15 protein-coding genes are annotated in these 23,839 nt (G+C 47.0%); 13 read left to right on the plus strand and 2 right to left on the minus strand.

Annotated elements, in window-relative coordinates; translation table 11 throughout:
- Positions 1-61 precede the first annotated feature (61 nt).
- From AC1DPK_RS14350 to AC1DPK_RS14360, 3 genes are all read left to right on the plus strand, one after another.
- Entirely contained in the window at positions 62-1,090 is a 1,029-nt protein-coding gene (locus AC1DPK_RS14350) for a methionine ABC transporter ATP-binding protein (RefSeq protein WP_477510730.1), read from the plus strand.
- Positions 1,080-1,754 carry a methionine ABC transporter permease gene (locus AC1DPK_RS14355; RefSeq protein ID WP_477510731.1) on the plus strand — a complete coding sequence of 225 codons (675 nt, stop codon included), beginning with the start codon at positions 1,080-1,082 and terminating at the stop codon, positions 1,752-1,754. Before AC1DPK_RS14350 ends, AC1DPK_RS14355 begins: the two co-directional genes overlap by 11 nt.
- Positions 1,755-1,978: 224 nt before the next feature.
- On the plus strand, positions 1,979-2,968 hold the full coding sequence (locus tag AC1DPK_RS14360) for a cache domain-containing protein (RefSeq protein ID WP_477510732.1): 990 nt from the start codon (positions 1,979-1,981) through the stop codon (positions 2,966-2,968).
- On the opposite strand, the gene AC1DPK_RS14365 is transcribed toward AC1DPK_RS14360, so the two are convergent.
- The gene (locus AC1DPK_RS14365) at positions 2,956-4,743 is read right to left on the minus strand and encodes a sensor histidine kinase (protein WP_477510733.1); all 1,788 of its coding nucleotides are present in this window, start codon (positions 4,741-4,743) and stop codon (positions 2,956-2,958) included. The genes AC1DPK_RS14360 and AC1DPK_RS14365 overlap by 13 nt on opposite strands.
- Positions 4,724-5,980, minus strand: a complete 1,257-nt coding sequence (locus AC1DPK_RS14370; protein WP_477510734.1) for a response regulator transcription factor — start codon at positions 5,978-5,980, stop codon at positions 4,724-4,726. Before AC1DPK_RS14370 ends, AC1DPK_RS14365 begins: the two co-directional genes overlap by 20 nt.
- A gap of 317 nt (positions 5,981-6,297) precedes the next feature.
- Here AC1DPK_RS14370 and AC1DPK_RS14375 point away from each other — a divergent pair, with 317 nt between their 5' ends.
- The 10 genes from AC1DPK_RS14375 to AC1DPK_RS14420 all read left to right on the plus strand — a co-directional run bounded on the left by AC1DPK_RS14375 (position 6,298) and on the right by AC1DPK_RS14420 (position 23,722).
- Complete coding sequence (locus AC1DPK_RS14375) at positions 6,298-7,227, plus strand: carbohydrate ABC transporter permease (RefSeq protein WP_477510735.1); 930 nt, start codon at positions 6,298-6,300, stop codon at positions 7,225-7,227.
- Between the two features lie 11 nt (positions 7,228-7,238).
- Positions 7,239-8,123, plus strand: coding sequence for a carbohydrate ABC transporter permease (locus tag AC1DPK_RS14380; protein ID WP_477510736.1), 885 nt, complete (start codon positions 7,239-7,241; stop codon positions 8,121-8,123).
- Between the two features lie 149 nt (positions 8,124-8,272).
- A complete protein-coding gene (locus tag AC1DPK_RS14385) occupies positions 8,273-9,736 on the plus strand; it encodes an ABC transporter substrate-binding protein (RefSeq protein ID WP_441959118.1) in 1,464 nt (487 codons plus the stop codon).
- 90 nt (positions 9,737-9,826) lie between these two features.
- On the plus strand, positions 9,827-10,978 hold the full coding sequence (locus AC1DPK_RS14390; RefSeq protein ID WP_477510737.1) for a hypothetical protein: 1,152 nt from the start codon (positions 9,827-9,829) through the stop codon (positions 10,976-10,978).
- 52 nt (positions 10,979-11,030) lie between these two features.
- Positions 11,031-15,647 (plus strand): S-layer homology domain-containing protein, encoded by a 4,617-nt coding sequence (locus AC1DPK_RS14395; RefSeq protein ID WP_477510738.1) that lies wholly within the window; start codon positions 11,031-11,033, stop codon positions 15,645-15,647.
- A 245-nt stretch (positions 15,648-15,892) separates the two neighbouring features.
- Positions 15,893-18,118, plus strand: coding sequence for a GH92 family glycosyl hydrolase (locus AC1DPK_RS14400; protein ID WP_477510739.1), 2,226 nt, complete (start codon positions 15,893-15,895; stop codon positions 18,116-18,118).
- Positions 18,105-20,159 (plus strand): hypothetical protein, encoded by a 2,055-nt coding sequence (locus AC1DPK_RS14405; protein WP_477510740.1) that lies wholly within the window; start codon positions 18,105-18,107, stop codon positions 20,157-20,159. Before AC1DPK_RS14400 ends, AC1DPK_RS14405 begins: the two co-directional genes overlap by 14 nt.
- Positions 20,160-20,446: 287 nt before the next feature.
- A complete protein-coding gene (locus tag AC1DPK_RS14410; RefSeq protein ID WP_441910624.1) occupies positions 20,447-21,370 on the plus strand; it encodes a PLP-dependent cysteine synthase family protein in 924 nt (307 codons plus the stop codon).
- A 1-nt stretch (position 21,371) separates the two neighbouring features.
- Positions 21,372-22,508, plus strand: coding sequence for a bifunctional cystathionine gamma-lyase/homocysteine desulfhydrase (locus AC1DPK_RS14415; RefSeq protein WP_477510787.1), 1,137 nt, complete (start codon positions 21,372-21,374; stop codon positions 22,506-22,508).
- An 86-nt stretch (positions 22,509-22,594) separates the two neighbouring features.
- Positions 22,595-23,722 carry a copper amine oxidase N-terminal domain-containing protein gene (locus AC1DPK_RS14420; protein WP_477510741.1) on the plus strand — a complete coding sequence of 376 codons (1,128 nt, stop codon included), beginning with the start codon at positions 22,595-22,597 and terminating at the stop codon, positions 23,720-23,722.
- Positions 23,723-23,839 lie beyond the last annotated feature (117 nt).

The following is a 23,839-nucleotide window of genomic DNA, read 5'->3' on the forward strand; positions in this document are numbered from 1 at the left end:
CCTTGGTCTCTTCTTAGATGAAGAGACCTTTTTAACATTTTAGCAGAGGCGGGGTTGTACAGTGATCTGGATCGAAAATGTCAGCAAAACGTATCAACAGGGCAAACAGAACATCCATGCAATTAAGGACGCGAATCTGCATATTCGTAAAGGGGAAATTTTCGGCATTATCGGCTACAGCGGAGCAGGCAAAAGCACGCTTCTGCGCTGCATCAACTATTTGGAGCGGCCGACTGCTGGCAGTATACGTATAAATGACACGGATCTGGCATCGCTTAACGAGCAGGAGCTGCGCATTATGCGGCGGAAAATCGGGATGATTTTTCAAAATTTCAACTTGCTTATGTCGAGTACCGTCTATGAGAATATAGCTTCTCCGCTCGTGCTTGCAGGTGTCCCCAAAAAACAAATTGAAGCAAGGGTAAGTGAGCTTCTGAAGCTTGTGGATCTTGAGGATAAACGTGACAGCTACCCCGCTCAATTGTCTGGAGGACAGAAGCAGCGTGTGGCGATTGCAAGGGCGCTTGCCAACGAGCCGGAAATCTTGTTATGCGATGAAGCGACATCGGCACTTGATCCGCAGACGACCGATTCGATCTTGCATTTGCTGCTCGACATTCATCGTTCCTATGGAATTACGATTGTATTGATTACCCATGAGATGTATGTGTTGAAAAAGATATGTGATCGAGCAGCCGTTATGGAGAACGGCATCATTGTAGAGCAGGGCTCTATTTTGGAGCTGTTTACGAAACCGCAAACGGATACGACCAAAAAATTTACGAAAAGCGTGTTTGATGCGGATTTGCCGCAGGAGCTGCTTTACAAAGCCAACCACCCTGCAGAGCCAAAACATCTGCTTCGCATTTCCTTCATTGGAGATACGGTAAGCGAGCCTATACTCGCAGATTTGACGCTGCGCTATCAGCTTCGGCCAAGCATTTTGTACGGGAATATAACGAAAATTAAAGATACCGTTTTTGGTTTTCTCTTAATTAGTTTGCCGGGCGAATCGACTGCCATAGAAGAAGGAATTGCATACATGGTACAAAACGGAATGCAGGTGGAGGTGCTTAAGCATGCTGGATAGCTTCTTCAGAAGCCTAGCCGAGAACCATGATCTATACACAGAAGCGCTAGGGGAAACAGCGGCGATGGTTGTCTATTCCTTGTTTTTCTCCACTATTATTGGCTTGTTTCTGGGCATTTGCCTAGTCGTGCTTCGCCCAAATCATATTTATGAGAACAAGGTGCTTTATCATCTGTTAAACGCAGTCATCAATGTGCTGCGGTCTGTCCCGTTTATCATTATTTTAATAGCGATCATTCCCATTACGAAATGGATTGTGCATACAACAATCGGGGTGAAAGGGGCAATCGTGCCGCTTGTCTTTTATACCGCGCCTTATATTGCGAGGCTTATCGAATCGGCTTTGCTGGAGGTGAATACCGGTGTTATTGAAGCATTTCAAGCGATGGGAGCCTCGCGCCGGCAAATCATTTGGCGGGTTATTTTGAAGGAAGCAAGACCGGGGATTGTGCTTGGTTTAACCATCGCAACGATTGGATTAATCGGCGCAACAGCGATGGCGGGTGTACTTGGCGCAGGCGGTTTAGGCGATGTGGCGATTAGGTACGGCTACCAGCGCTGGGAGCCCGACGTGATGTACGTTTGTGTCATTATTCTTATTTTACTCGTACAGCTGATGCAGTCAGCGGGCAATCGCATATCGAAGAAGCTGCGCAAGCACTAGTTGAAACGTTATAGCGGTCTGCTCACAATCTGCGAATGAACTCCTGAGATAGTCGGGAGTTTTTTTCGTTTATCCTTCGATCCTGCGATTGCAAACCATTTCGCAGCTTTAACGGCTTTTTTATAAGCAGCTTGTATGGTACTATCGATGGGCAATAAAAGAAAGCGCTTCATTATAGCTTGCGTTAAAATAGAAATAAGGACAACTGGGAACGAGGGGATACGGTGTTCAGATCGCTTGATAAGAAAATGAAAATTATTTTGCTATCGGTCATTGTTTTATATGTAATCTTGTCCAGCATGCTCGTATTTCGGACCATGGAGAACAAAAGCTCGGAAATGCAGCGTCAGCTTTCCCTTCAATATACAGGCCAACAGCACAAAAACGCCCAGCTGTTTATGAAATGGATGGAGGAAATGGCTAGTTTGGTGACAAACAATACAGCCGTTCATGCTTCCCTCACAAGCAGCGAATATGACAATACCATTACGCCGATATTGGACGGCATGATTTCATCCAACCTCTATATTTTAGATATGGTGATGTACGGGAATAGCGGCAGCGTGTACGCATCAAGCAACGTATCGGCGATACGCTCGTTCCAGGAGACCCAGAAGCTTCCCGAATATACGAAGTTTTTAAGCTCAGATTTAACGTCCGAATGGATTGTTCAAGCTTCGAGCTCGCTCGTGTACAAGAACACAGATCCACGCAGAAAGCTGGTTTATGTGGCCAAAATCATCGATACAAACGAGAAGATCACAGGCCTGCTTCTCATGAATGTGGATTTGAAAAAGATGAGCAGCTTCTATCATGCCGACGATCCTGAATTGTATGGCCGTCATCCTACCTATATTATTACGCATGATCATGCGATTTTGAATGCAAATGGCTTGCAGGAAGAGCCTAACGATGTGATTTGGGAAACGCTGCAGGAGGATACACAAGAAGAAGCGAATGAGGAAATGACGATCAATCAGACGGAAGAAGGCATTGTTTTGTTATATCGCTTGTATCATTCTGATGATCGAATCGCGATTCTGATCTCAGGTGAGCCGATCAAAAGCGAACTCCGACTGCTAAGAAATACGCTAATCGGAGTTGGCGCTTTTATTTTGGCACTATTTTTTATACTGATTAAGCGGCTGTCTCGCAGCATTCTAGATCCATTAAAGGATTTGTACAAAAAAATGCGCAGACATCATGAGATTTGATCTAGGCTGAGGCGAATCCGAATAAGGGCAGTCGTTCCTTTTCCGGGTTCGCTCGTTATCGTGAGCCCCGATTCCTTGCCATATTCGAGTTTAATCCTCTCGTCAACGTTTCTGAGGCCGTAACCGCTTTGAAACAACACATTTTTGTCGGTGCTTTGAATGTTGGATTTGCTTTTGAACCCTACCCCGTCATCCTTAATTTCAAAATACAGATAGGTTTCGTCTCGCCAGCTTTTAACCTCGACTAATCCTTTTCCTTGTTTCTCACTCATGCCATGTTTAATGGCGTTCTCCACTAATGGCTGAAGAATAAGCTTCAAGATGCGAATTTTCCGAAGCGGCTCTGGGATATCGTAGGTGACATCATATTTGTCTGGAAAACGCATCAGCTCAACGGTTACAAAGCTTTTTACCAGCCGAATCTCTTCCTCAACGGGAATATGCTTGTCCCCTTTATGCAGGCTGATTCGGAAGAAGGTCGCTAACGCAGAAATCATTCTCTCGATTTCAGGTTGTTTTTTCAGCCTGGCCGTCCAAGTGATCGCATCGAGCGTATTGTACAAAAAATGCGGATTGATTTGCGATTGCAAAGCGGTTAGCTCCATCACTCGCTGCTTTTCCTTTTCCTCATTGTTTTCGTGAATGAGGTTGTTGATTCGGTCGATCATCGTGTAATAGCTGTTTTCAAGCTCACTGATTTCGTCGCTCGGTTTATTTCGATCATTCATGAGCTGCAGCCCGGACTTTCCTATCGCACCCAGCTTCTTTGTCAGATTGAAGACAGGCTCCGTAATTTTGGATGCCAAATAAAAAGATAGAGCTAAGAGACCAACAAAAACGAGCAAAGCGAAATATAGCGCGTTGCGGTTTCCTTCCGTAATCGCTGCAAACAATTGTGGCCGCGATACAACGGAAACAAGCTTCCAGCTGACGCCGAATCGGTTCAGGCGGTCGCTCAGCGGATACGTGCTCAAAATATAGTTTTCATGCCCCGATGATACGTTTCGATAACCTGCCGTTTCTCCGGGATGGAACGAATCCGATTCCAGAAGAGTATTGCCGACCACCCGTTTATCCGGATGTGAAATCACTTCATTAGTGACCGAGGCAATATAGGAATAGCCTAGCCCCTCAAACGCTGGCTTATAAAGATTAAACAGCGAAGATTCCTTCACATAGACGAGAATCGTACCAATGTTTTGGCCAGTATTGAAATTGCGATATTTTTGTCCGAAAACGATATAGGCGTCACCTTTAGCGTTATGCTTCACCTTACCGATAACAGGTAAAATAGACTCCTCGATTTTGGATAGCAGCAGGTCATCCGGATCTTCAAAAATTTCTGTATCGGCGACATATCGGTAACGGGTGCCTTCATTTGTAATGATCACCACGTCGCCGATCAGCTCGTTTTTGGCGACGATGCCTTCCATCAGCGAACGAATACGCGTTTTTTTCTCATCCTCTGCAATGGACAAGTCGCCGATTAGGCGGTAAATGTCTGTATTGACGAGGAAACGGAGCGAAAGCATTTGGATATCATCGACGATCAGCTCTAAGCTGAGTCCGATCTCTTTTTGAATATTGCCAATGTGATTGTACAAATTGTTTTTGAGATACGTGTGAGCGTAAATATTGAACACACCCAGCATCAAAGTGAGATGCAGCGTCAATCCGGCGATGATGACAAAGACGATTCGGGTTCTAATGTTCATTTTACGCAAAATAGAGGACGACTTGTCGCTGCGATCCTGCTTATTGTTGATATTTGGCATATTCGCTAGGAGACATCCCGGTCATTTTGCGGAAAATTTGGCTGAAATATTTGGAATCGCCGAAGCCAACATGCAGACCGACCTCATAAACGCGATAGGAGGAGTAGCGCAGCAGACGCTTAGCCTCATCGATGCGATATTCCGTCAGGCACTCATAAAACGTTTTGTTCAGATCCTTCCTAAACAAATGCATCAGATGAGTTGGGCTGACATGAACCTTCTCGGCAACCATGTCGGCTGTAATGTTATCTGCATAATGAAGTCTAATATAGGCGAGCGCGTCCCGAACCTCGCGTCTTGAGCCTGAACGTTCATTTTCTGATTCAAATAAAACGCCGCCTAATCCAGAGATGGATTTGCGTGCCGCCTCACGCGCTTTCACAAACGCAGTGTGTATGCCCGCATAGCGGTTAGCTGCTTCAGTGAAGCCTACCGTCAATTGGAAGCCGGCGGAGTCTTTTATTTCTTTAATGACAGCGTAACCAAAAGTGTACATGGTGGAAGCAAAATCGGTGATTGGCAGGCTCGAAGCCGCGATGACTGTCCATTCTGTCGGTGCACTTTGCAAAACAGCTATAGTGCTCACTGAATGGTTGTTTAAGATCTGGCGAATTTGCTGTTCAATTGCCGACCATTTGGATTGATCAACAAAATCTATCGCTGTAACGGTGTCTGGAATGATAGAGATGACAGCAGCAATCAGATTATTCTCAGGCGCAATCGCGATACTCAGCCAATCATATTTCTCCTGAATCAAATTGGTGTCAGAGAGTCGCCCGTAAAATAAATCAAGCCAAAATTGCGAGGAGATGGCGTTCTCTTCTTTTTTATATTTTTGAAATTGCATGCGGTTTGCTCGTTTTTCAATCGTTTGCCGCCCAATTTGCTGGACCGTTTCTGCCAGCTCATCGATATTTACCGGCTTAAGCAGATAACTGGCTGCGCCATGGCGAAGCGCCTCCTGGGCATATTGAAATTCATCGTATCCACTGAGCACAATAACGCCGCAATGCAGATTATGCTCTTTTATTTTCTCCAAAAACTCCAGCCCGTTCATATAAGGCATACGCACATCAGTCACAATGACATCGGGCTGATGAAGCAGTGCGAGCTCCAGCCCTTCCACGCCATTGCTTGCATCTCCAATAATCTCTACCCCATATTCGGCCCAATCGATGGTCTCGCGGAATCCTGTGCGAACTAAATATTCGTCGTCGACGATAAGCGCTTTCAACATGGTGTCCGACTCCCCCATAACCCATTGTTGTCGATCCATTTTATTATAATATATCGTCCTTATTTCGTCAGTGCCATGGAAGGTTCCGACAGAATAATCCACCCTTTCGCAGGATAACAACCTACTGGCAAATCTTTTTACTGTGCTACCATGAGCTAAAGCAGCGATTGCCATGAAGAAGGGAGAACAACGTTAGAAGCAATCGGCGCTTATATTTCACATCATGTCAAACCATTTCGCAGGGTTGAAGGATGTTGCTCTTTGCAAGGAAGCGTTATCATTTTAATTAAATACATCATTTAGGAAAGGAAGCCAACATGAGCGTAAACGCCGGTACACCCACGTATACTCCTAAGCAGAAAAAATCGACTTTTTTTATGTATTGGATGAAGGAATGGTCCTCGTGGCTTTTAATTATTCCCACGCTGCTTTTTTTCTTTTTCTTTTCATGGCAGCCGTTATTGTCAGGCATTTGGTTATCCTTTTTTAAGACAAAGGGATTTAAAGCAGAGTCATTTATCGGGCTGCAAAATTATATCGATGTCATTACCAATTCGGTATTCCAGCAAACCTTGATCAATACGTTTATGTACGTTTTTTGGTCTCTTGTTATTGGATTCGTGATTCCGATCGTCGTTGCTGTCATGATTAATGAAATGCGGCATTGGAGCTCTTTTTTTCGGTTTTCGGCTTTTTTCCCAAGCATGATTCCGGGAATTGCAGCATCGATGCTGTGGATGTTCCTCTTTGAGCCGAGCGAGAACGGTTTGGTCAATAAAATAATAGGCATGGTCGGCATTCATCCGCAGGGGTGGCTGCAGGACCCAAGCTTGACGATTATTACAATTGTGCTCACGATCACTTGGAGAAGCTTCGGGGCAACAACGCTTCTATTTCTAGCCAGTTTACAGGGTGTGAATAGTGAGCTGTATGAGGCGGCTTCAATTGATGGAGCAGGCATATGGCGAAAATTTTGGAACATTACGCTTCCGCAGATTTCACCTTTAATCGGCTTAACGCTGATCTTACAAATTAGCGGCGTTTTCCAAATTTTTAATGAGCCTCTCGTTTTGACAGAGGGCGGCCCTAATAATGCGTCTATGACTCTGCAGCTGCAAAGCTACTTCTATGCCTTCCGATATTTCGAGGCGGGTCATTCGGTGGCACTCGGCGTCATTACCTTTATGATTTTGATGGTTATGACCGTCTACTATTTCAAATTGCAGAAAAAATGGGACAAGGAGTAAGGAGTGAGTAAATGAAAACGGCTAAATCATCAGGAATTATTGGGGATCTGGAATACAAAATACCTAAGGTTAAAATTATGTATTGGCTATTTTTTGCGATCATGACGATCATTTCACTCGTATGCCTTCTGCCTCCTGTCTGGGTTATTTTGTCCAGCTTCAAGGATGTGAAGGAGTTTTACGAAATTCCGCCTACCATTATTCCGCGGTCGTTTCACATCGAGAAGCTTTGGGACACATGGAATGAGTTCAAGTTTATGCGTTATTATTTGAATACGTCTTATGTGACGATCGGAACGCTTGTATTTACGGTGTTGTTTAATGGATTGGCAGGTTACTTTTTCTCCAAGCTGAAGCCAAAAGGAAGCGCCTTTTTCTTTTTGCTCATTCTTTGGACAGTGCTGCTGCCGAGTACAGTCGGAATTGTTCCTTTGTTCGGCAATATTGTCGATTTTCCACTGTTTCATATTAACTTTACGAATACGTATTGGCCTTTATGGTTTTTGGCGGCGGTCAATCCCGTTGTCATTCTTATTTTCAAAAACTTTTTCGACACGATTCCAGCTTCCTTGGTCGAATCAGCCCATATTGACGGAGCTTCCAAGCTAAGCATTTTTTTGCGGATTATTTTGCCTTTGAGTGGACCTGTGCTCATCACGATCTCGATCTTAACGATCAACGGCGTATGGAATGACTTTTTCTGGCCGTATATGATTCTGAAAGACCAGTCGCAGTGGACGGTCATCGTTGCTATTTTTAACTTGAAAGCTACGCTGCCTGCAGATATCCAGTTCCTTGGATTAACGTTTGCCATCGTTCCGCCGGTTCTACTATTTCTAGTCTTCCAGCGATATATTATGCAAGGCTATTCGATTGCCGGAAGCATCAAAGGTTAAGGAAGCGCGCAGAATATTAAACTGTTTCGCAGATTTGTGCCCTACTGAATGCGATAATGAGTATGATAGCATTTAGTTGCCGGCAAATAAGAAAGCGCTTCAAAAGCTCGTAAAGTCATCATTCCAAATAGAAGGCTGGGGGATTACAAATGAATTTGAAAAAAAGAAACACTTGGCAGCTTACGTTTATTATGTTGTGCGTGTTTGTTCTCGTTATTGCAGGCTGCGGCAAAAATAGCGGCAATAATGCTGTGGAGCCGACGGCAAGCAGCAATAGCGGCGAAAATAATCCAGCGACGGAAGCGCCTTCCGAAGCGAAGCCTACAACGATCAAGGTCAGCAACTGGCCGAAGCCGAATGAGGAAGCTCAGGTCAAAATTTACACCGATTATGTTGCCAAGATGAAAGAGAAATATCCGCTTATTACAGTGGATAAGGATGAATGGGGCTATGATGTAAGCTCGTTCCTTCCGAAAGCGGCAAGCGGTGAGCTTCCTACCGTGTATGAAACCTTTTTTACTGAAGCAGACAAAATTATCAAGGCAAATTATGCCGCTGATATTACGGATATTATGACTAAAAATGAGTTCGACAAAGCGCTTAACCCAGATTTGCTCAAGCTGGTGCAAAAAGACGGCAAATATTACGGCATTCCAAAAGACGGATACGTGATGGGCCTTATGTACAACGTAAACCTGTTCAAGCAAGCAGGCCTTGTAGATGACAAAGGGGTGCCAAATTTCCCGAAAACCTATGAGGAGCTTGCGCAAACCGCTAAAACGATCAAAGAGAAAACAGGAAAGTCCGGCTTTTTCTTCCCAACCAAAAACAATCAAGGCGGCTGGATGTTCATGAATATCGCCTGGGCATATGGCGCTGATTTTGAACAGCAGGTAGATGGCAAATGGAAAGCTGTATTTAATTCCCCAGAGGCTGCTGAAGCGCTTCAATACGTAAAGGATTTGAAATGGAAATATGACGTGCTTCCTGCAAACAATCTAGTTGATGTCGGTACTGATTTATTCCAAATGTTCGGAACAGAGCAAGTGGCGATGAGCTTTGGCATATCCGATTGGGGTAATGCGATCGTTCAAAATATGAAAATGCCAAAAGATAACCTGGCTATGTCGGCACTGCCGACAGGACCAAAAGGAAATGCGACGCTTCTAGGCGGCGGACTATACATGTTTGCGCCGGATGCGACGCCTGAGCAATTGGACTCAGCCTTCAAATGGCTGGATGTGAAGGGCTTCTCGCCGCAAACGAGTGAAGAATCGCTGCTTGGACTTGAAACGCAATCCAAAACAGCTAACGAGCAAGGTTTAATCGTGGGCCCGCACGGACTTCGCGTATGGGTGAACGAGGATCGTATTAAAGCGGAGCAAGCAATTCTTGATAAATACACCAATGTAAATATGGATATGTTCAATGATTACATGACGAATGGTTCGGCTGGTCTTCGCCCTGAGGTGCCAGTCAATGCGCAAGAGCTTTACAAAACGCTTGATGTGGCTATCCAAGCTGTATTAACGAACAAGAATGCAGATCCGAAAGCACTGCTTGAGAAAGCAGCTGCCGATTTCCAAAAGGACTATCTCGATAAAGTGCAATAAGCATCGGAAGTTTTCGGTGAACTCTAAATCCCCAAGGGCAGTCAGCCTTGGGGATTTACAATCAATAGGGCAGCGGCGGAGCCTCTGCGAATGGCAAAGGACAACAAGTGGTGTGGAAGGAGAATGGATGTCGTGGGGAAGCAGAAGGATCAAACGATAAAGGGGCTGCGTGCGAAACAAAAGCAAGTTTTCATTTTGTTATTATTGATAACGCTTACAGCGGTTTTCTTCTTGGTCGGCGCTTCACAAAAACGATCGAGCATTGCTTCCGAACCCTTAATCGTTAACGGCCATGCAGCTTCAGCAGAACAAATCGAAATGTATTTAGGGTTGAAAAAAGCGCTCGTAGCTGATTATTTCGCGCAAACCTACGGAGCTGAATATACAGATCAGTTCTGGACGACTTCCTACTCCGGCGAAATGCCTTTGCTGAGGTTAATTGAGGAAGCTAAAGCGGAGCTGACGAAAACGATAGCTTTGCAGCAGCTGGCGAAGAAGAGTGGGATTGCTGTGGATGGCAGCTACGAATCGTTTCTTAGCGGGATGGAAGCTGAGAATAGCAGGCGCAGCAAGGCTGCGGCAGACGGTGAAATCGTATATGGACCCACTTCCTTCGAAATCGAAGCTTATTACAGCTATTACATGAGCAATTTGGAAAGCGCGACACTTGAAGCAATGCAAAAAAGCGGCAAGCTCTCTGTTCCAGATGACAAAGTAAAACAGGCATACGAAATGGATAAACAGACGAAGTATTCGCTCCCGGGGCATGTAAAGCTTAAATGGGCGGTGCTGCCCTATGGAGATGGAGCCGCTTTGCGTAATAAGAACGAGGCTCTCCGCATTATGGAACAGTTGAAAAAAGCAGCCGTAGACCAAGCAGGCTTCATCGATTCTGCCAAGCAGCTTGGGATAGAGGTGATGGATGCAAGCTTAACGAGTGCAACTCGTCGTACCGCGGCTCTAGAGAGTCCAATAGCGGTTCAGCAAGCAGAGCGTATCCAGGCAGATCAATTGAGCGATATTTTCGAAGAGAACGGAGAGCTGCATCTACTGTATTGCATTTCTAAAGGAGAGCGAATTCTCCAATCCTATGAGAAAGTGAAAGACGCGATAGCAAGCGAGTTGATGTCTGAACAATTTCGCGAAATCGCTCAGCAGGAATCAAGACTAGCGACGGTTGAATGGGTTAGCGAGCGTGCAGAACGCCTTGCACGAAGCTGGTTAGGCATAACGAAATTATAGCTTTTCATTAATAAATGAATTTCTATTACTTTTTAAGAGGGAGCCATGAAAAATGTTGAAGAAGTGGATGAATGCGATGCTGATCCTCACGCTGCTCAGCATGCTGGCATTTCCAGCTGCGAGCGTATCTGCGCATGATGCAGTATCGATTGAAGATGCGTTAACGGATAACTCCAAGATGTTTGCGAGTTCGCCAAACTGGACATTTGACAATACGAATCCGCCTTTTTTTGGAGGCGATGATTCTAGGGCGGTTAGAACGTCAACGACGACGGAGTATGCTGTATATAAGCTGAATGGCATTCAGTCCTTTGCCTTGCAAGCTTATTATTTCTCCGGATCAACTGCGGTCGTTACGTTCTATGGCTCAGCGGACGGTTCTGCTTGGACAGAAATTCCTTCTCAATATTCAGATCCTGTAGGAACAGGCTCCGGCTGGTATGGAACGGAATACAGTTCCTCGGGAGCACTGCCAAGCGGAATCGATTATTTGAAAATTGAACTGAGCGGAGATATCGATACTTGGCTCATGCAGCTTGGATCGATTACGGTTTCCAATCTGTCAACGGCACCTCAGACGATTGACGATAAGCTTGATGACATGTCCAAGCTTGCTTCGTTTACGGCTAATTGGTCAATAGACAACACGAATCCGGCTTTTTTTGGCGGGGATGCTTCTAGAATTGTGAGAACGGCCGTATCGGATGAGTCAGTCGTTTATCATCTGCATGGCATTAAGCATTTTGCAGCAAGACTTCACTTCTTCGCAGGTTCAACGGGTGTTATTACGTTTTATGGCTCGCCGGATGGCGCGGTGTGGACAGAGCTTGCTGCTGTACATGATACGCCTGAATCGACCGGGGACGGGGCTTGGTCAGGGGCTACATATACGCCGGCTGATCCGCTGCCCGCAGACATTAATTATTTGAAAGTAGAATTATCTGGCGATCTGGCGAATTGGCTCATGCAGCTGGGCTCTGTAACGCTTGCGAATGTGGTGCCTGGAAATGGCGGCGGCACAGGAGGCGATGGCGATTATTTCGTAGATGCCGAGGCTGGCAGCGACAGCAATGACGGCAAATCGCAAAACACGGCATGGAAATCATTTGCCAACGTCAATAACACGACTTTTGCAGCGGGTGACCGCATTTTGCTCAAAAAAGGCAGCGTATGGAACGAGCGGCTGTATCCCAAGGGTAGCGGGACAGCGGAAGCTCCGATAACAATTACGTCTTACGGCAGTGGCAGCAAGCCAATCATTAACGGCGGCGGCATGGCCGGGGGCGCTGTATATCTTCGCAATTCTTCTAACGTTGTTATCCAAAATTTGGAGGTAACCAACTACGCCGCTGAACGCGGAACGACGTACCGAGAGGGCATTCTTGTTGAAAATGCAAACGCGGGTACGCTGACAAACATTCAGATTTTGGATAACTATGTGCATGACGTATCAAGCAGCTTCAGATATCCGACTGAATCAGGAGCAGAGGGCGGACCACATGCCTTTGGGGGCATTTCCGTATATGTAGGCGGCACCACGGCAACGGATAAGTTCGATCAAGTACTCATTCAAGGAAATACGGTGGAGCGTATTGGACGAACGGGCATTGTCGTATGGGATCAGCGCTGGAATGGGCAGGATTTTGCTTCAACTGGTGTGAAAATCCGTCAAAACTATGTGAAGCAAGCCGATAGCGACGGCATTCTTACTTTCGGCGTAGATGGTGCGTTAATTGAACATAATGTGGCAGAAGGCGGCGGCAATTACTCTGAGGTCGGTGAGTTTAACGGTTCAGCTGCGATTTGGCCAACTCGAGGCAAAAACAATGTGGTGCAGTTTAACGAATCCTTTAATACGAATAAGCCGGAAGGCGACGGTCAAGGCTTCAATCTAGATATTGATACGAACAACAGCGTTGTTCAATACAACTACAGCCACGATAATAAAGGCGGCTTTATTCTCTTTGTGGATGCGCGCTTAACACCGGGCGTGCTGGTCGGCTCTTCAAACAACGTGGTTAGATACAACATCAGCCAAAACGACCTGACTCATACGTTTAATTTTGCGGGCGGAGTTTCGCCTAATACGCAAATTTACAACAACAGCATTTATATCGGAACAGGTCAAAATACAAAAATTATGGATCATGAGTGGAATGAAGCAGGGGATTTGCAGGCGGCTTTTTCATTCAAAAACAATCTTATCTATAATCTTGGAACAGGCGATTATCATGTGCCGGGCATGAATGGCGTTTTTGATCATAACTTGTTTTACGGCAACCATCCGATCAATGAGCCTGCTGACCCGAATAAAGTTACGGCTAACCCGATGCTCGTTTATCAAGGCGGAGGCAGCAAAGGCTGGAATACGGTTGATGGTTACAAGCTAAGAGCTGGTTCTCCTGCTTTGGGTGCGGGTACGCTCATTGCCGACAATGGCGGTCTTGATTATTGGGGGAATTCGGTATCGGGCACGGAAGCTCCGAATATTGGCGCTTATAACGGAGCAGGCCTAGATCCAGCGACGCTGCCGGAGCCGCCTATCGATGATTTGAGATTGTATTTCCAAGGCTTGAAGGTCATACCGAGTATTACCGATGATGATAGCGGCAGCAAGTCGCTCCGTCTTCAGTTCGTAAACAGCTCTGAAAAAGACAGCTTAAGGGTTGGAAAGATCGCTTGGGAGGTTGGCAAAGGTTCGGATCTCGGCACAATCAGCGGCACGGATACGAATGTCCCTGTCGTCGCGCCAAACGGGCAATCGACGTATGTTATTTCTTTGCCGGGCTTGGCTGAAGGGGTTAAATATCCGCTTGATTTGAAGGTTGAAATTGCCGGATATGAGAACATTCATATGACAAGAGAGATTGATTTTAACCGTATATTGCATGAAACGGACAGCCGCCAGCCTATAACGATTGATTTGGCGAAAGGCAGCAATGTAATGACAGGTTTTCAAGGCGACGATGACCTAAGCGGTACAGCCAAGCTGCGCTGGGATGAAGGCTTTTTCTATCTCTCAGCAAGCATAAAAGACGATGTGTTTAACCATGCAGCTTTCGGCAGCTCGATTTGGCAAAACGATGGTATTCAGTTCAGCGTAGCGCCGGGTGTTCCCGGCGAGAGCCAGTCCTGGTATGAATACGGCATTTCGCAGACGCCGGACGGGCCACAAATTTATCGCTGGCTTACGATGCAAGGCAAATCAACAGGCTCAGTAACGAACGGGACGCTTAACGTAACGCGAAATGAAGAGACGAAGGTTACTTCCTATGAGCTGAAGCTTCCTTGGAGCGAGCTTTATCCGATCCAAGCCGCTGCGAATCAAGCATTAAGCTTCTCGATGCTGGTCAACGATAATGATGGTGCAGGCCGCAAAGGATATATCGAGTGGGGCTCGGGTATTGGCGGAGTGAAGGACCCGGCGCTATTCCGTACTTTCCAGCTGCTAGCTAAAGCAACGGTCACTCCACCGACACCAGGGGGAAGCACAGGCGGCAGCGGCAGCTTGAACACGATTGATAAGGGCATCATTACAGCAAAAGGAGCTAGTATCGACAAGGGGATTGCTCAAATCAATATTTCCAACGAGGAGCTTAACAAAACAGTCGAAGGCGCGAAAGACGGGCAATTGGTCATTAATGTGGTACCGTCTGGAGCAGATGCTAAGGGCGCTTCCATTCACATTTCCGCAGCAGCGCTAAAGGATGGGAACGCCAAGGCAAAAGAATTGATGGTCACCGCAAATGGCGCATCGCTTTCCATTCCAGTAGAAGCTCTCTTAGGTAGCCTTCCAGCTGGCTCGAAGCAGGTGGAGATCTCAATTATCCAGCAAGGAGATGCCTCGCTTCCGCAAAGCTTACAGCAAAAATGGAAAGGCAATACGATTTACGATTTCTTCGTTAAGGCTGATGGAGCAGCGGTTGGCAAGTTTGATTCGAAGTCGCCAATGACGGCGACAATGAAATACGAGCTGAAGCCAGAAGAGCAGGCTCATCAGGTTGTTGTATATACAATTCTAGAAGATGGCCGTGTAGAAGCGGTGAAACAAGTAAAATACGATTCCGTTACGGGGACGGTAACTTTCCAGACTAATCTTTCTAGCCGTTACGCAGCAGCCTATGCGAATGTACATTTTACAGACGTCAACGCTGCATCGCGGACGATTATTGAAGCTTTAGCAGCTCGTGAAATTGTGAAAGGTGTGGGGGAGAGCAGGTTTGAGCCTAACCGTTCCATTACCCGCGGCGAGTTTGTTCAGCTTCTCGTCAATGCCCTCGATTTGGCACCTGCTGCTGCAGGGTCTAGCAGCTTTACGGATGTCCGTAAGGAAGCATGGTATTATGCTGCGGTTTCCACAGCTCAGGCGCTGGGTATTGTAAACGGAAAAGGGGACGGCTCGTTTGGCGTATCGGATGTCATTACACGTGAGGAAATGGCTGTCATTGCTTTCCGCGCAATAGAGGCGGTTGTGAAGCTGCCAAAAGCAGCTGGCGAATCGGATATTTTTAAGGACCAGAGCCAAATAAGCGGTTACGCTTTGGAGGGAATTATGGCTTTGCAGCAGGCGGGATTCATCAAAGGGTACAAGGATGGATTATACAAACCAAAAGGCTTGTCTACCCGCGCGGAAGCAGCAGCAGTTATTTTCCGGTTGATGGGGTTATAGGTTTGTTGAAAGGACTGCACTCTTGTTGAAAAACAGGAGGGTGGTCCTTTTTTTCTATTGTAAAATCGGCTGGTTGCTGGAAATTTGCAAGGAGATCAAGGGTTTTATAGGAAATTAAGCAAAAAAGGAAGCCTACTTAACCATTTCGCAGGGTTGTCGGATATTATCCTACGATATAAAGCGCTATCATAAGATGAAAATGGCAGGCCAAATCAACATTAGCCAACTACTCGGAGGTCGTTTCCATGAACTATTTGTCTTATGTTAATCCGCTGCAAGGAACGGATTCTGTGTATACGTTCTCGAATGGAAATACGCTCCCGCTCGTTTCAAGACCTTGGGGTACTGCTTCATGGAGTCCGCAATCCCATGAGGACGGAGCGGGGTGGTTTTACCATCCCTCCCACCGCAGATTTCAAGGCCTGCGGCTAACGCATCAGCCTAGCCCGTGGATAAGGGATTATGGGCATCTTGTTGTCATGCCGCAGAGCGGGCCTATTTATTTAGATGCGGATTCCCGTGCTTCCTCCTACAGACCAGAGGAAATGGTCGTGCAGCCGCATTATTTTCGAATTCGGCTTCCTCGTTATGAAGCATCGCTGGAGCTGGTTCCGGGAATGAGGAGTGCGCGCCTTAAATTTACTTTCGACAGGAGAGAGGACTGCAGAGTTATCGTGTCTCCTTTTGAAGGGGAATCCTCGATTTTAATTGATAGCGTCAATCGACGCGTGACGGGCTTTACTCGTGCTCATCACGGGGAAGTACATGAGAATTTTGCGATGTACTTTGTTATGGACTTTGATTGTGATTTGCAGGAAGAGCAAAGCGGTACATTTAATGGGGATTTTGCTGTGCGCGAGCAGCTGGCAGGAGCGGGAGAACGAGTAGGCGCATTCGCTGGACTTGATGTCCCTGCGTCTGGGATCGTTAATGTTCGCTTTGGCACTTCTTTCATCAGCCATGAGCAGGCGCTTTGGAATATGCAGCAGGAGCTGGGGGATTTAAGCTTTGCGCAATTGCAGGAACAAGCTGCACAGGATTGGGAGCAACGACTGAGCACAATAAAGGTGGAAAGTGAAGATAAGGATGAGATGAGCACCTTCTATACATGCTTATATCGCACTTGTCTATTTCCTCGTACATGGCATGAATACAGCCCTGCTGGGGAACAAGTGCATTTTAGTGCTTATGACGGTAACGTTCATAAAGGCCCTATGTATATGGATATTGGTTTTTGGGATATCTATCGTACGAGCCTTCCGCTGTACAGCCTTTTATTTCCCTCCCTGCTGGGTGAAATGACAGAAGCATGGGTTCATATTTATAAGGAAAGCGGCTGGATGCCCAAATGGATTTCGCCTGCGGAACGAAGTGCCATGCCGGGTACATTGATCGATGCTGCGATAGCGGATGCTTATGTGAAAGGCATTCAAGGGTTTGATGTGCAAGCGGCTTACGAGGGACTGCGCAAGCATGCCACACTCGCTTCCAGTGATGGGAAGCATGGACGAAAAGGATTGGCAGCTTATATCGAATATGGCTATCTGCCGGATAATCTTTTCCACGAAAGCGTGAGCAACGCCTTGGATTATTATTACGGTGACTTCTGCATTGCTCAGATGGCAAAAGGCCTCGGCAAAGAAGAGGATTATCGTTTCTTTATGGAGAGAGCGGCGAACTATAACAAGCTGTTTGATGCTGGCGAGGGTTTCATGAAAGGCCGCAATGAGCAAGGGCAGTGGCAGGAGCACTTCGATCCTTTGCAATGGGGCAACCCGTTTTGCGAAGGCGGGGCTTGGCAGTGCAGCTGGTCTGTACCGCATGATATAGCTGGGTTAGCAAAGCTGATGGGCGGAAATGATGCTTTTGCGAAAAAGCTCGATGAACTGATGACGATGCCTCCTCTGTTCAAAACGGGCACGTACGGCACGGAAATTCATGAAATGTCGGAAATGGCTGCTATAGATTTCAGCCAGTTTGCCATTAGCAATCAGCCTAGCTTCCATATTCCCTATATTTATACCGTAATCGGCAAGCCGTCTCGAACGCAATATTGGGTAAGAAAAGCGATGAAGGAGCTATTCAGCAGCAGGCCTGATGGACTGCCTGGCGATGAGGATAATGGGAGCTTGAGCTCGTGGTATATATGGAGTGCGCTTGGGATGTATCCATTCTGTCCCGGAACTCCGGAATATGTCATGGGCAGCCCCTTGTTCCGCAAAGTGACCATACAATTGGAGAACGGCAAGGAGCTTGTCATTGAAGCGGAGAACAACGGCGCTGAAAATGTATATTGGGATAAACTGAGTGTAAACGGCGAACCGTGGCATAAGCTGTCGATCAGTCATGATCAGCTAGCGGCTGGAGCGGAGCTTCAATTCCATATGGTGGACGCGCCTTCTGGGTCAGTAACACTAAGTAATGCTTTGCCATACTCAATGAAAAATGAGGCTGCTTATGAGCCCAAATAATTTGATTTTTGCTCCTGTCCGTTATGTCCCTATTAGCCCGTTTACTAGTCTTGATGGTACCTCGTCGTTCGCAGATATAAAGGTGAACCCGAAGCTTTTAGCAGCTCTTACGGAAAGCGAAGCAACGATTAAAGCGGCTCGTTATACGGATAAAAATGTTGAGTTTTTGGAAGTAGAGCAGGTGGATTTCTATCGTGGGCTTGTTCGAATACAATCGGCGACAGCTGGCATTTATACCATTGTCACAGAGAAGCTGTATAATGATTTTCCGATTGTGACGAATTGGAATGCCGCATTAAATGGCGGCAGAGGCGGTCCACAGGCAGGCGGCACCGATGGAATCGGTGTTCTTCGACTGCATGAGGAAACGGGCGAACGTGAAGTCGAACTGCCGCTGCAGGACAATGATATCGCCAGTCCTTATTATTACCGGACGGATGCTTATGCTTTGTTCGCAGGGGAAAAGGGCGGCGAGCATCAAAGGACACCAGCCTATGAACGCTATATTGGCGAGACGTATAGCATGGTTCGCGTGACGGATGAAGTAGCTTTGAAGCTATCGGATGAAGTGATGAAACTTACGGGTTATTCTGTCATTTTCCGCAATCCGGGGACGGCACTTGATGAGCTAGAGGGATTGCCTGCTTTTCAGCTTGTGCATGGACGTATTGCGGGTCAAGGTGAGCATCGCAGTATGGTTAGCTACATCCTTCCTCCAGAGTGGTCTCGTACACCTGAAGTACGGTATCCTGCTTTATTCAGCGGGTTTTATGATCAGAATGAAAATGTTTTTGCAAATGTTGGGCCAGCTCTTCTAAACGTGCTTGGCCAGACGTTACTGGACACAGGGAAAGGTGCAGTCGGCATCATATGGAACGGCGGAGGTTCGTTCGGTACGAGAACGACGCATGGTTCCGTGTATGAGAACTTGGACGATCTGTTCCTGACCGCTATCGAGCAGTTCGCCGTGGATGGGAATGCTGTTGTGACGGTTGGCGGCTCACGCGGAGGCATAACAAGCTTAATTGCGGCGGGTAATCCGAATAGCAGTGTGTACTCCGTTCGTTATGCCATCTGCTATAATGTGCCGCTCGCTTTTGGAGAACCTTTTAAGGAAATGCTTAATCCTACCTGTCCGGTATGCTGGCGCGCGGTTTGCGAGGATACGGGTTATAAATACGCGTGGCAGCCTGGCTGGCAGGAAGCGAACGGTCACAGCGCAGTTGATCTATTCTTCACAACGCTGCTTGGTAGTGATGATATGGGGCTTATTGCGAGCGAGCGAAGCCCAGCGTCGAATCAAATCATACATGCCTTGAAGTCCAAAGGGACTAAGGTTTGGCTGACACATGGAACGCATGACGCGTATACCTCAAGCTGGCTGTCCTTTGAGTGGGCTGATCGCGCCCGCAGGCATGGCGTGGACGTTAGGCATGAAATCGGCTACCGTTACGGACATAACAATTGTACAGATCCATTCCAAAGCGCAAAAACCTGCTTAACAGCTCTTCTGAATCAAGTGGATTTGCCAATAGAGGGGACATGGCATTATCGCAGAGCTAGCGAAGTGCAGGAAGAGTGGGAGCGATCTGAGCTATTCGAGCCGATACATCAGCCTGTATTTGTGGAAGCGCCCAAAATTGCTGTTGTGGGACTGCCTATTCTTCTTATCGTCTATGGCGAGCCGGGCATGGAATACGAATTAATTTTGTATCCTTCGAGCGAGGTGGAACGGGCGGAGCCTGTTGTTCTCATGGCAGGTACGATGAGCCAGTTGGAAGGCTATCGCACGACATTTTCCTTTGAGAAAACCGTTCAGATCGTGTCAGAGCAGATTAAGCCGGGGTTGTATGAATACCGTTTGCTTTTTAGAAGAAATGGTTCGGAGAAGTGGGAGAACACGGCTGTGCATTGCCCGCATCCCGGCTTTGAAGGACAGTCGACGCTTACGGTAACAAAGGACATACCAAACTTCGCAAGCAATGAGTGGCTTGAACAGACGACAAAACATGCAATCGGGTGGGGACTGAGCGAGGCTTAATGATAAGGGGATGCTCCTTAAGTAGACTTTTCTACTTGAGGAGCATCCCTTTTTTAAAATATAAGAATTTATAAGTTTTTTAGCTAATATAGGGTTTATATTTCTCCGTCAAAGCTGCTTCAGCATCCAGAGGACGCTGARGGCGTTTTTGCTTGTAGGCTTGAATAACGCCTAAAAGTAGGCATACGGGACATAAACACAAAGAGATGCAGCTTCATATGATGAAGAGTATAGCCTGAGTAAAGGATGCGCGTAGGAGGAAATAGGAGTCGTGGGAGGGATTGCAAATGGCGTTGTATCACAATATCCACGCACTAATTGGCAATACGCCGCTAGTTGAGCTTACAGGTTTTGCGCTGCCGGAAGGTGTAACGCTTTATGCGAAGCTTGAGTATAAAAATCCGGGAGGAAGCGTCAAGGATCGGCTTGGTGTCGAGCTGTTGAATGCCGCGTTCGCAAACGGACAGCTGAAGCCCGGAGGAACCGTTATCGAAGCGACAGCAGGCAATACGGGAATAGGTCTGGCATTGGCGGCGATCGGACGGGGAGTATCGACGATCTTTGTTGTCCCCCATAAATTCAGCATAGAGAAGCAGCAATTGATGAGGGCGCTTGGCGCACAAGTTGTAAATACGCCAACAGAGCTTGGCATAGCGGGCGCGGTGCAGAAGGCGGAAGAGCTGATGAAGGAAATACCCGGTTCCTATTCGCCAAGGCAGTTTTCTAATGCAGCAAATCCGTTAACCTATTACAAAACGTTAGGCCCCGAGTTATGGCATGATTTGAATGGTACGGTTGATGTGTTTGTTGCCGGAGCGGGAACGGGGGGCACCTTCATGGGAACAGCGCAGTATTTGAAGGAGCAGAGCCCAAAGGTGAAGACGGTTATTGTTGAGCCGGAAGGCTCCATACTTGGCGGCGGAGCACTAGGGCCGCATAGGATAGAGGGAATTGGCGTGGAGAAGCTGGCTCCATTTATGGATAGCAGCTATTTCGATGCCATTCATACGATAAAGGATGAGGATGCTTTTGCAAGGGTGAAGGAGCTGGCGCAGCTCGAAGGAATGCTTGTCGGCAGCTCATCGGGCGCCGCTCTGCATGCTGCGCTGCTTGAAGCGGAAGCAGCTGCGCCCGGCAGCCGAATCGTTACTATTTTTCCAGATGGCAGTGAGAGGTACTTAAGCAAACAGATTTACAACGGAGGTGCTTAAGCTGAGGCGAAAAACAAAGCTCATTCATGGAGGCAGCCCTTTTGACCCTTTTACAGGTGCAGTCAGTGTTCCCATTTACCAAGTGAGCACCTATAAACAGGACGACATCGGCGTTCATAAAGGCTATGAATACTCACGTACGGGCAATCCAACGCGTCATGCACTGGAGCAGTATATTGCTGATTTAGAGGAAGGTGCAAGAGGTTTTGCTTTTAGCTCAGGCATGGCAGCAATTAACGCTGTGTTTTCGTTGCTGAGCGCTGGCGATCATATTATTTTGACGGATGATGTGTACGGGGGGACGTATCGAATTGTGACGAAGGTGCTGAGCCGACTGGGGATTGAAGCGACCTTTGCGGATACGACGAGCCTAGAAGATATGGAGAAGGCGCTTCAGCCGAATACAAAAGCATTGTTTGTGGAAACGCCGACGAATCCGCTGCTTAAAGTAACGGACATTGCAGGTGTAGCCGCTTGGGCCAAAGCAAGGCAGCTGCTATTCATTGTGGACAATACGTTCAGCACGCCATATTGGCAAACCCCGATAACACTAGGCGCTGATATCGTGCTGCATTCCGCTACCAAATATATTGGCGGGCATAGCGATGTTGTCGCTGGTCTTGCTGTTGTGAGCAACGATAAGCTGGGGGAAGAGCTGCATTTTGTGCAAAATGCGACGGGAGGCGTGCTTGGCCCTCAGGATTCGTGGCTGCTCATCCGCGGGTTGAAGACACTTGGCCTGCGCATGGAAGCTCATGAAGAGAATGCTGAGGCAATCGTCGCTTATTTATCGCGTTTGGAAACCATTCAAAACATCTATTACCCGGGGCTGCTGAGCCATCCGCAGCATGAGCTTGCGAAGAGGCAGGCACGCGGCTTTGGCGGCATTATATCATTTGACGTAGGCAGCGCGGAGAAAGCGTCTGCGATGATCAAAAAGTTGAAATATTTTACGCTTGCCGAGAGTTTAGGTGCTGTAGAGAGTCTTATTTCCGTTCCCGCGAGAATGACGCATGCATCTATACCAAGCGAGCGGCGGAAGCAGCTTGGCATTACGGATGGTTTAGTGCGAATATCAGTCGGGATTGAAGATAGCGAGGATTTGCTTGAAGATCTGGAGCAGAGTCTTAAGTCATAAAAAATTAGCCATATGCAACTTATATTCATCTTTGTTCGTTAGTTTGGGTACGCACCAAATGACTAACAACAAAGGATGGTAGACAAATGGCCTTTAAACAATTGTTAAATAAAAACCTCATGATAGCATCTCTTTCGTCCGCTTTATTTCTTAGTGCAGCAGCTAGCGGAGCAACCGCTTATGGCGCTTCAGCCGTTTCACCTGCTCCTCTTCAATTTCAAATAGGAAGCACCAAATCGATTGATTACCGCGGTGAGCATAAGCTTGCGGTGGCGCCTTATTTACAGAACGGCATTGCGATGGTTCCTGTCAGAGCGCTGGCTGAGGGATTGCAAGCAAACATTCAATTGGATGCAGCAGCGAAACAAATTATTTTAACCCGTGCTGGACTTGCGGTGACTCTCACTCAGAATAGCGATGCGGTAGTTGGGAGCTTCATTAAGAACGTGAAGCTGCCTGCCAAAGTTGTTATTATTAAAGGCACGACCTTCATACCAGCAAAAATGGTAGCACAGCTGTTAGGAGCAAAAACGAGCTGGGACGCGAAGCAGAAGAAAGTTACCGTGCAAACGAGTGAGGCTGCGCTATCGCTCCATTATAACTTTGACCAGGGCGAGGAAGGCTGGAAGGGAGCTTTTGCCGATCTGCCAGTAGACTACAATCCGGATATTTACGAGCTGCAATATGCTAGAGAACTGCTTCCTCTTGCGAATAACAAGACCAATTACGCACTGAAGCTTAAAGGGATGAATCGCAGCGATGATTTGTTTATGTTCGCGACGAAGAAGATCGAAGGGCTGAAGCCAAATACGGTATATCAAGCATCATTATCCTTTAAGCTGTATAGCGATCAATCTGGCGGGATGATGGGGGTTGGCGGCGCTCCTGGAGAGGCTGTCAGCATTAAAGCAGGCTTTGTAAGCAAGGAGCCTCAAGCTGTCAAAGTTGATAGCGGTGGCGATCATTACTATCGAATGAATTTGGATAAAGGCAATCAGAAGACCGAAGGCAAAGATATGAAGATCGTTGGAAACATGGTGCAGCCGGATGATTCGCTGAAAGGCTTTCAGCCAGTCGCCATGGATTATACGGCAACATTGCAAACCAACGAGAAGGGTGAGCTTTATGTCATTGTGGGCAGCGACTCCGGCTATGAGGGTCTGACAACTTTGTACCTTGATGACATGAAAATTGAGCTTTCGCCAAAGGGCTAATCATAACATTGCATAACATTGAAAAAAAGCGATTTCTTAATGGTTTTTAACTATTAAGCATCGCTTTTTTTTATTTTAGGATTGATTTGGTGCAAATTTCGAACGAAGGAATGTCGC

It is taken from the genome of Paenibacillus sp. 01T424 (genome assembly GCF_056398745.1).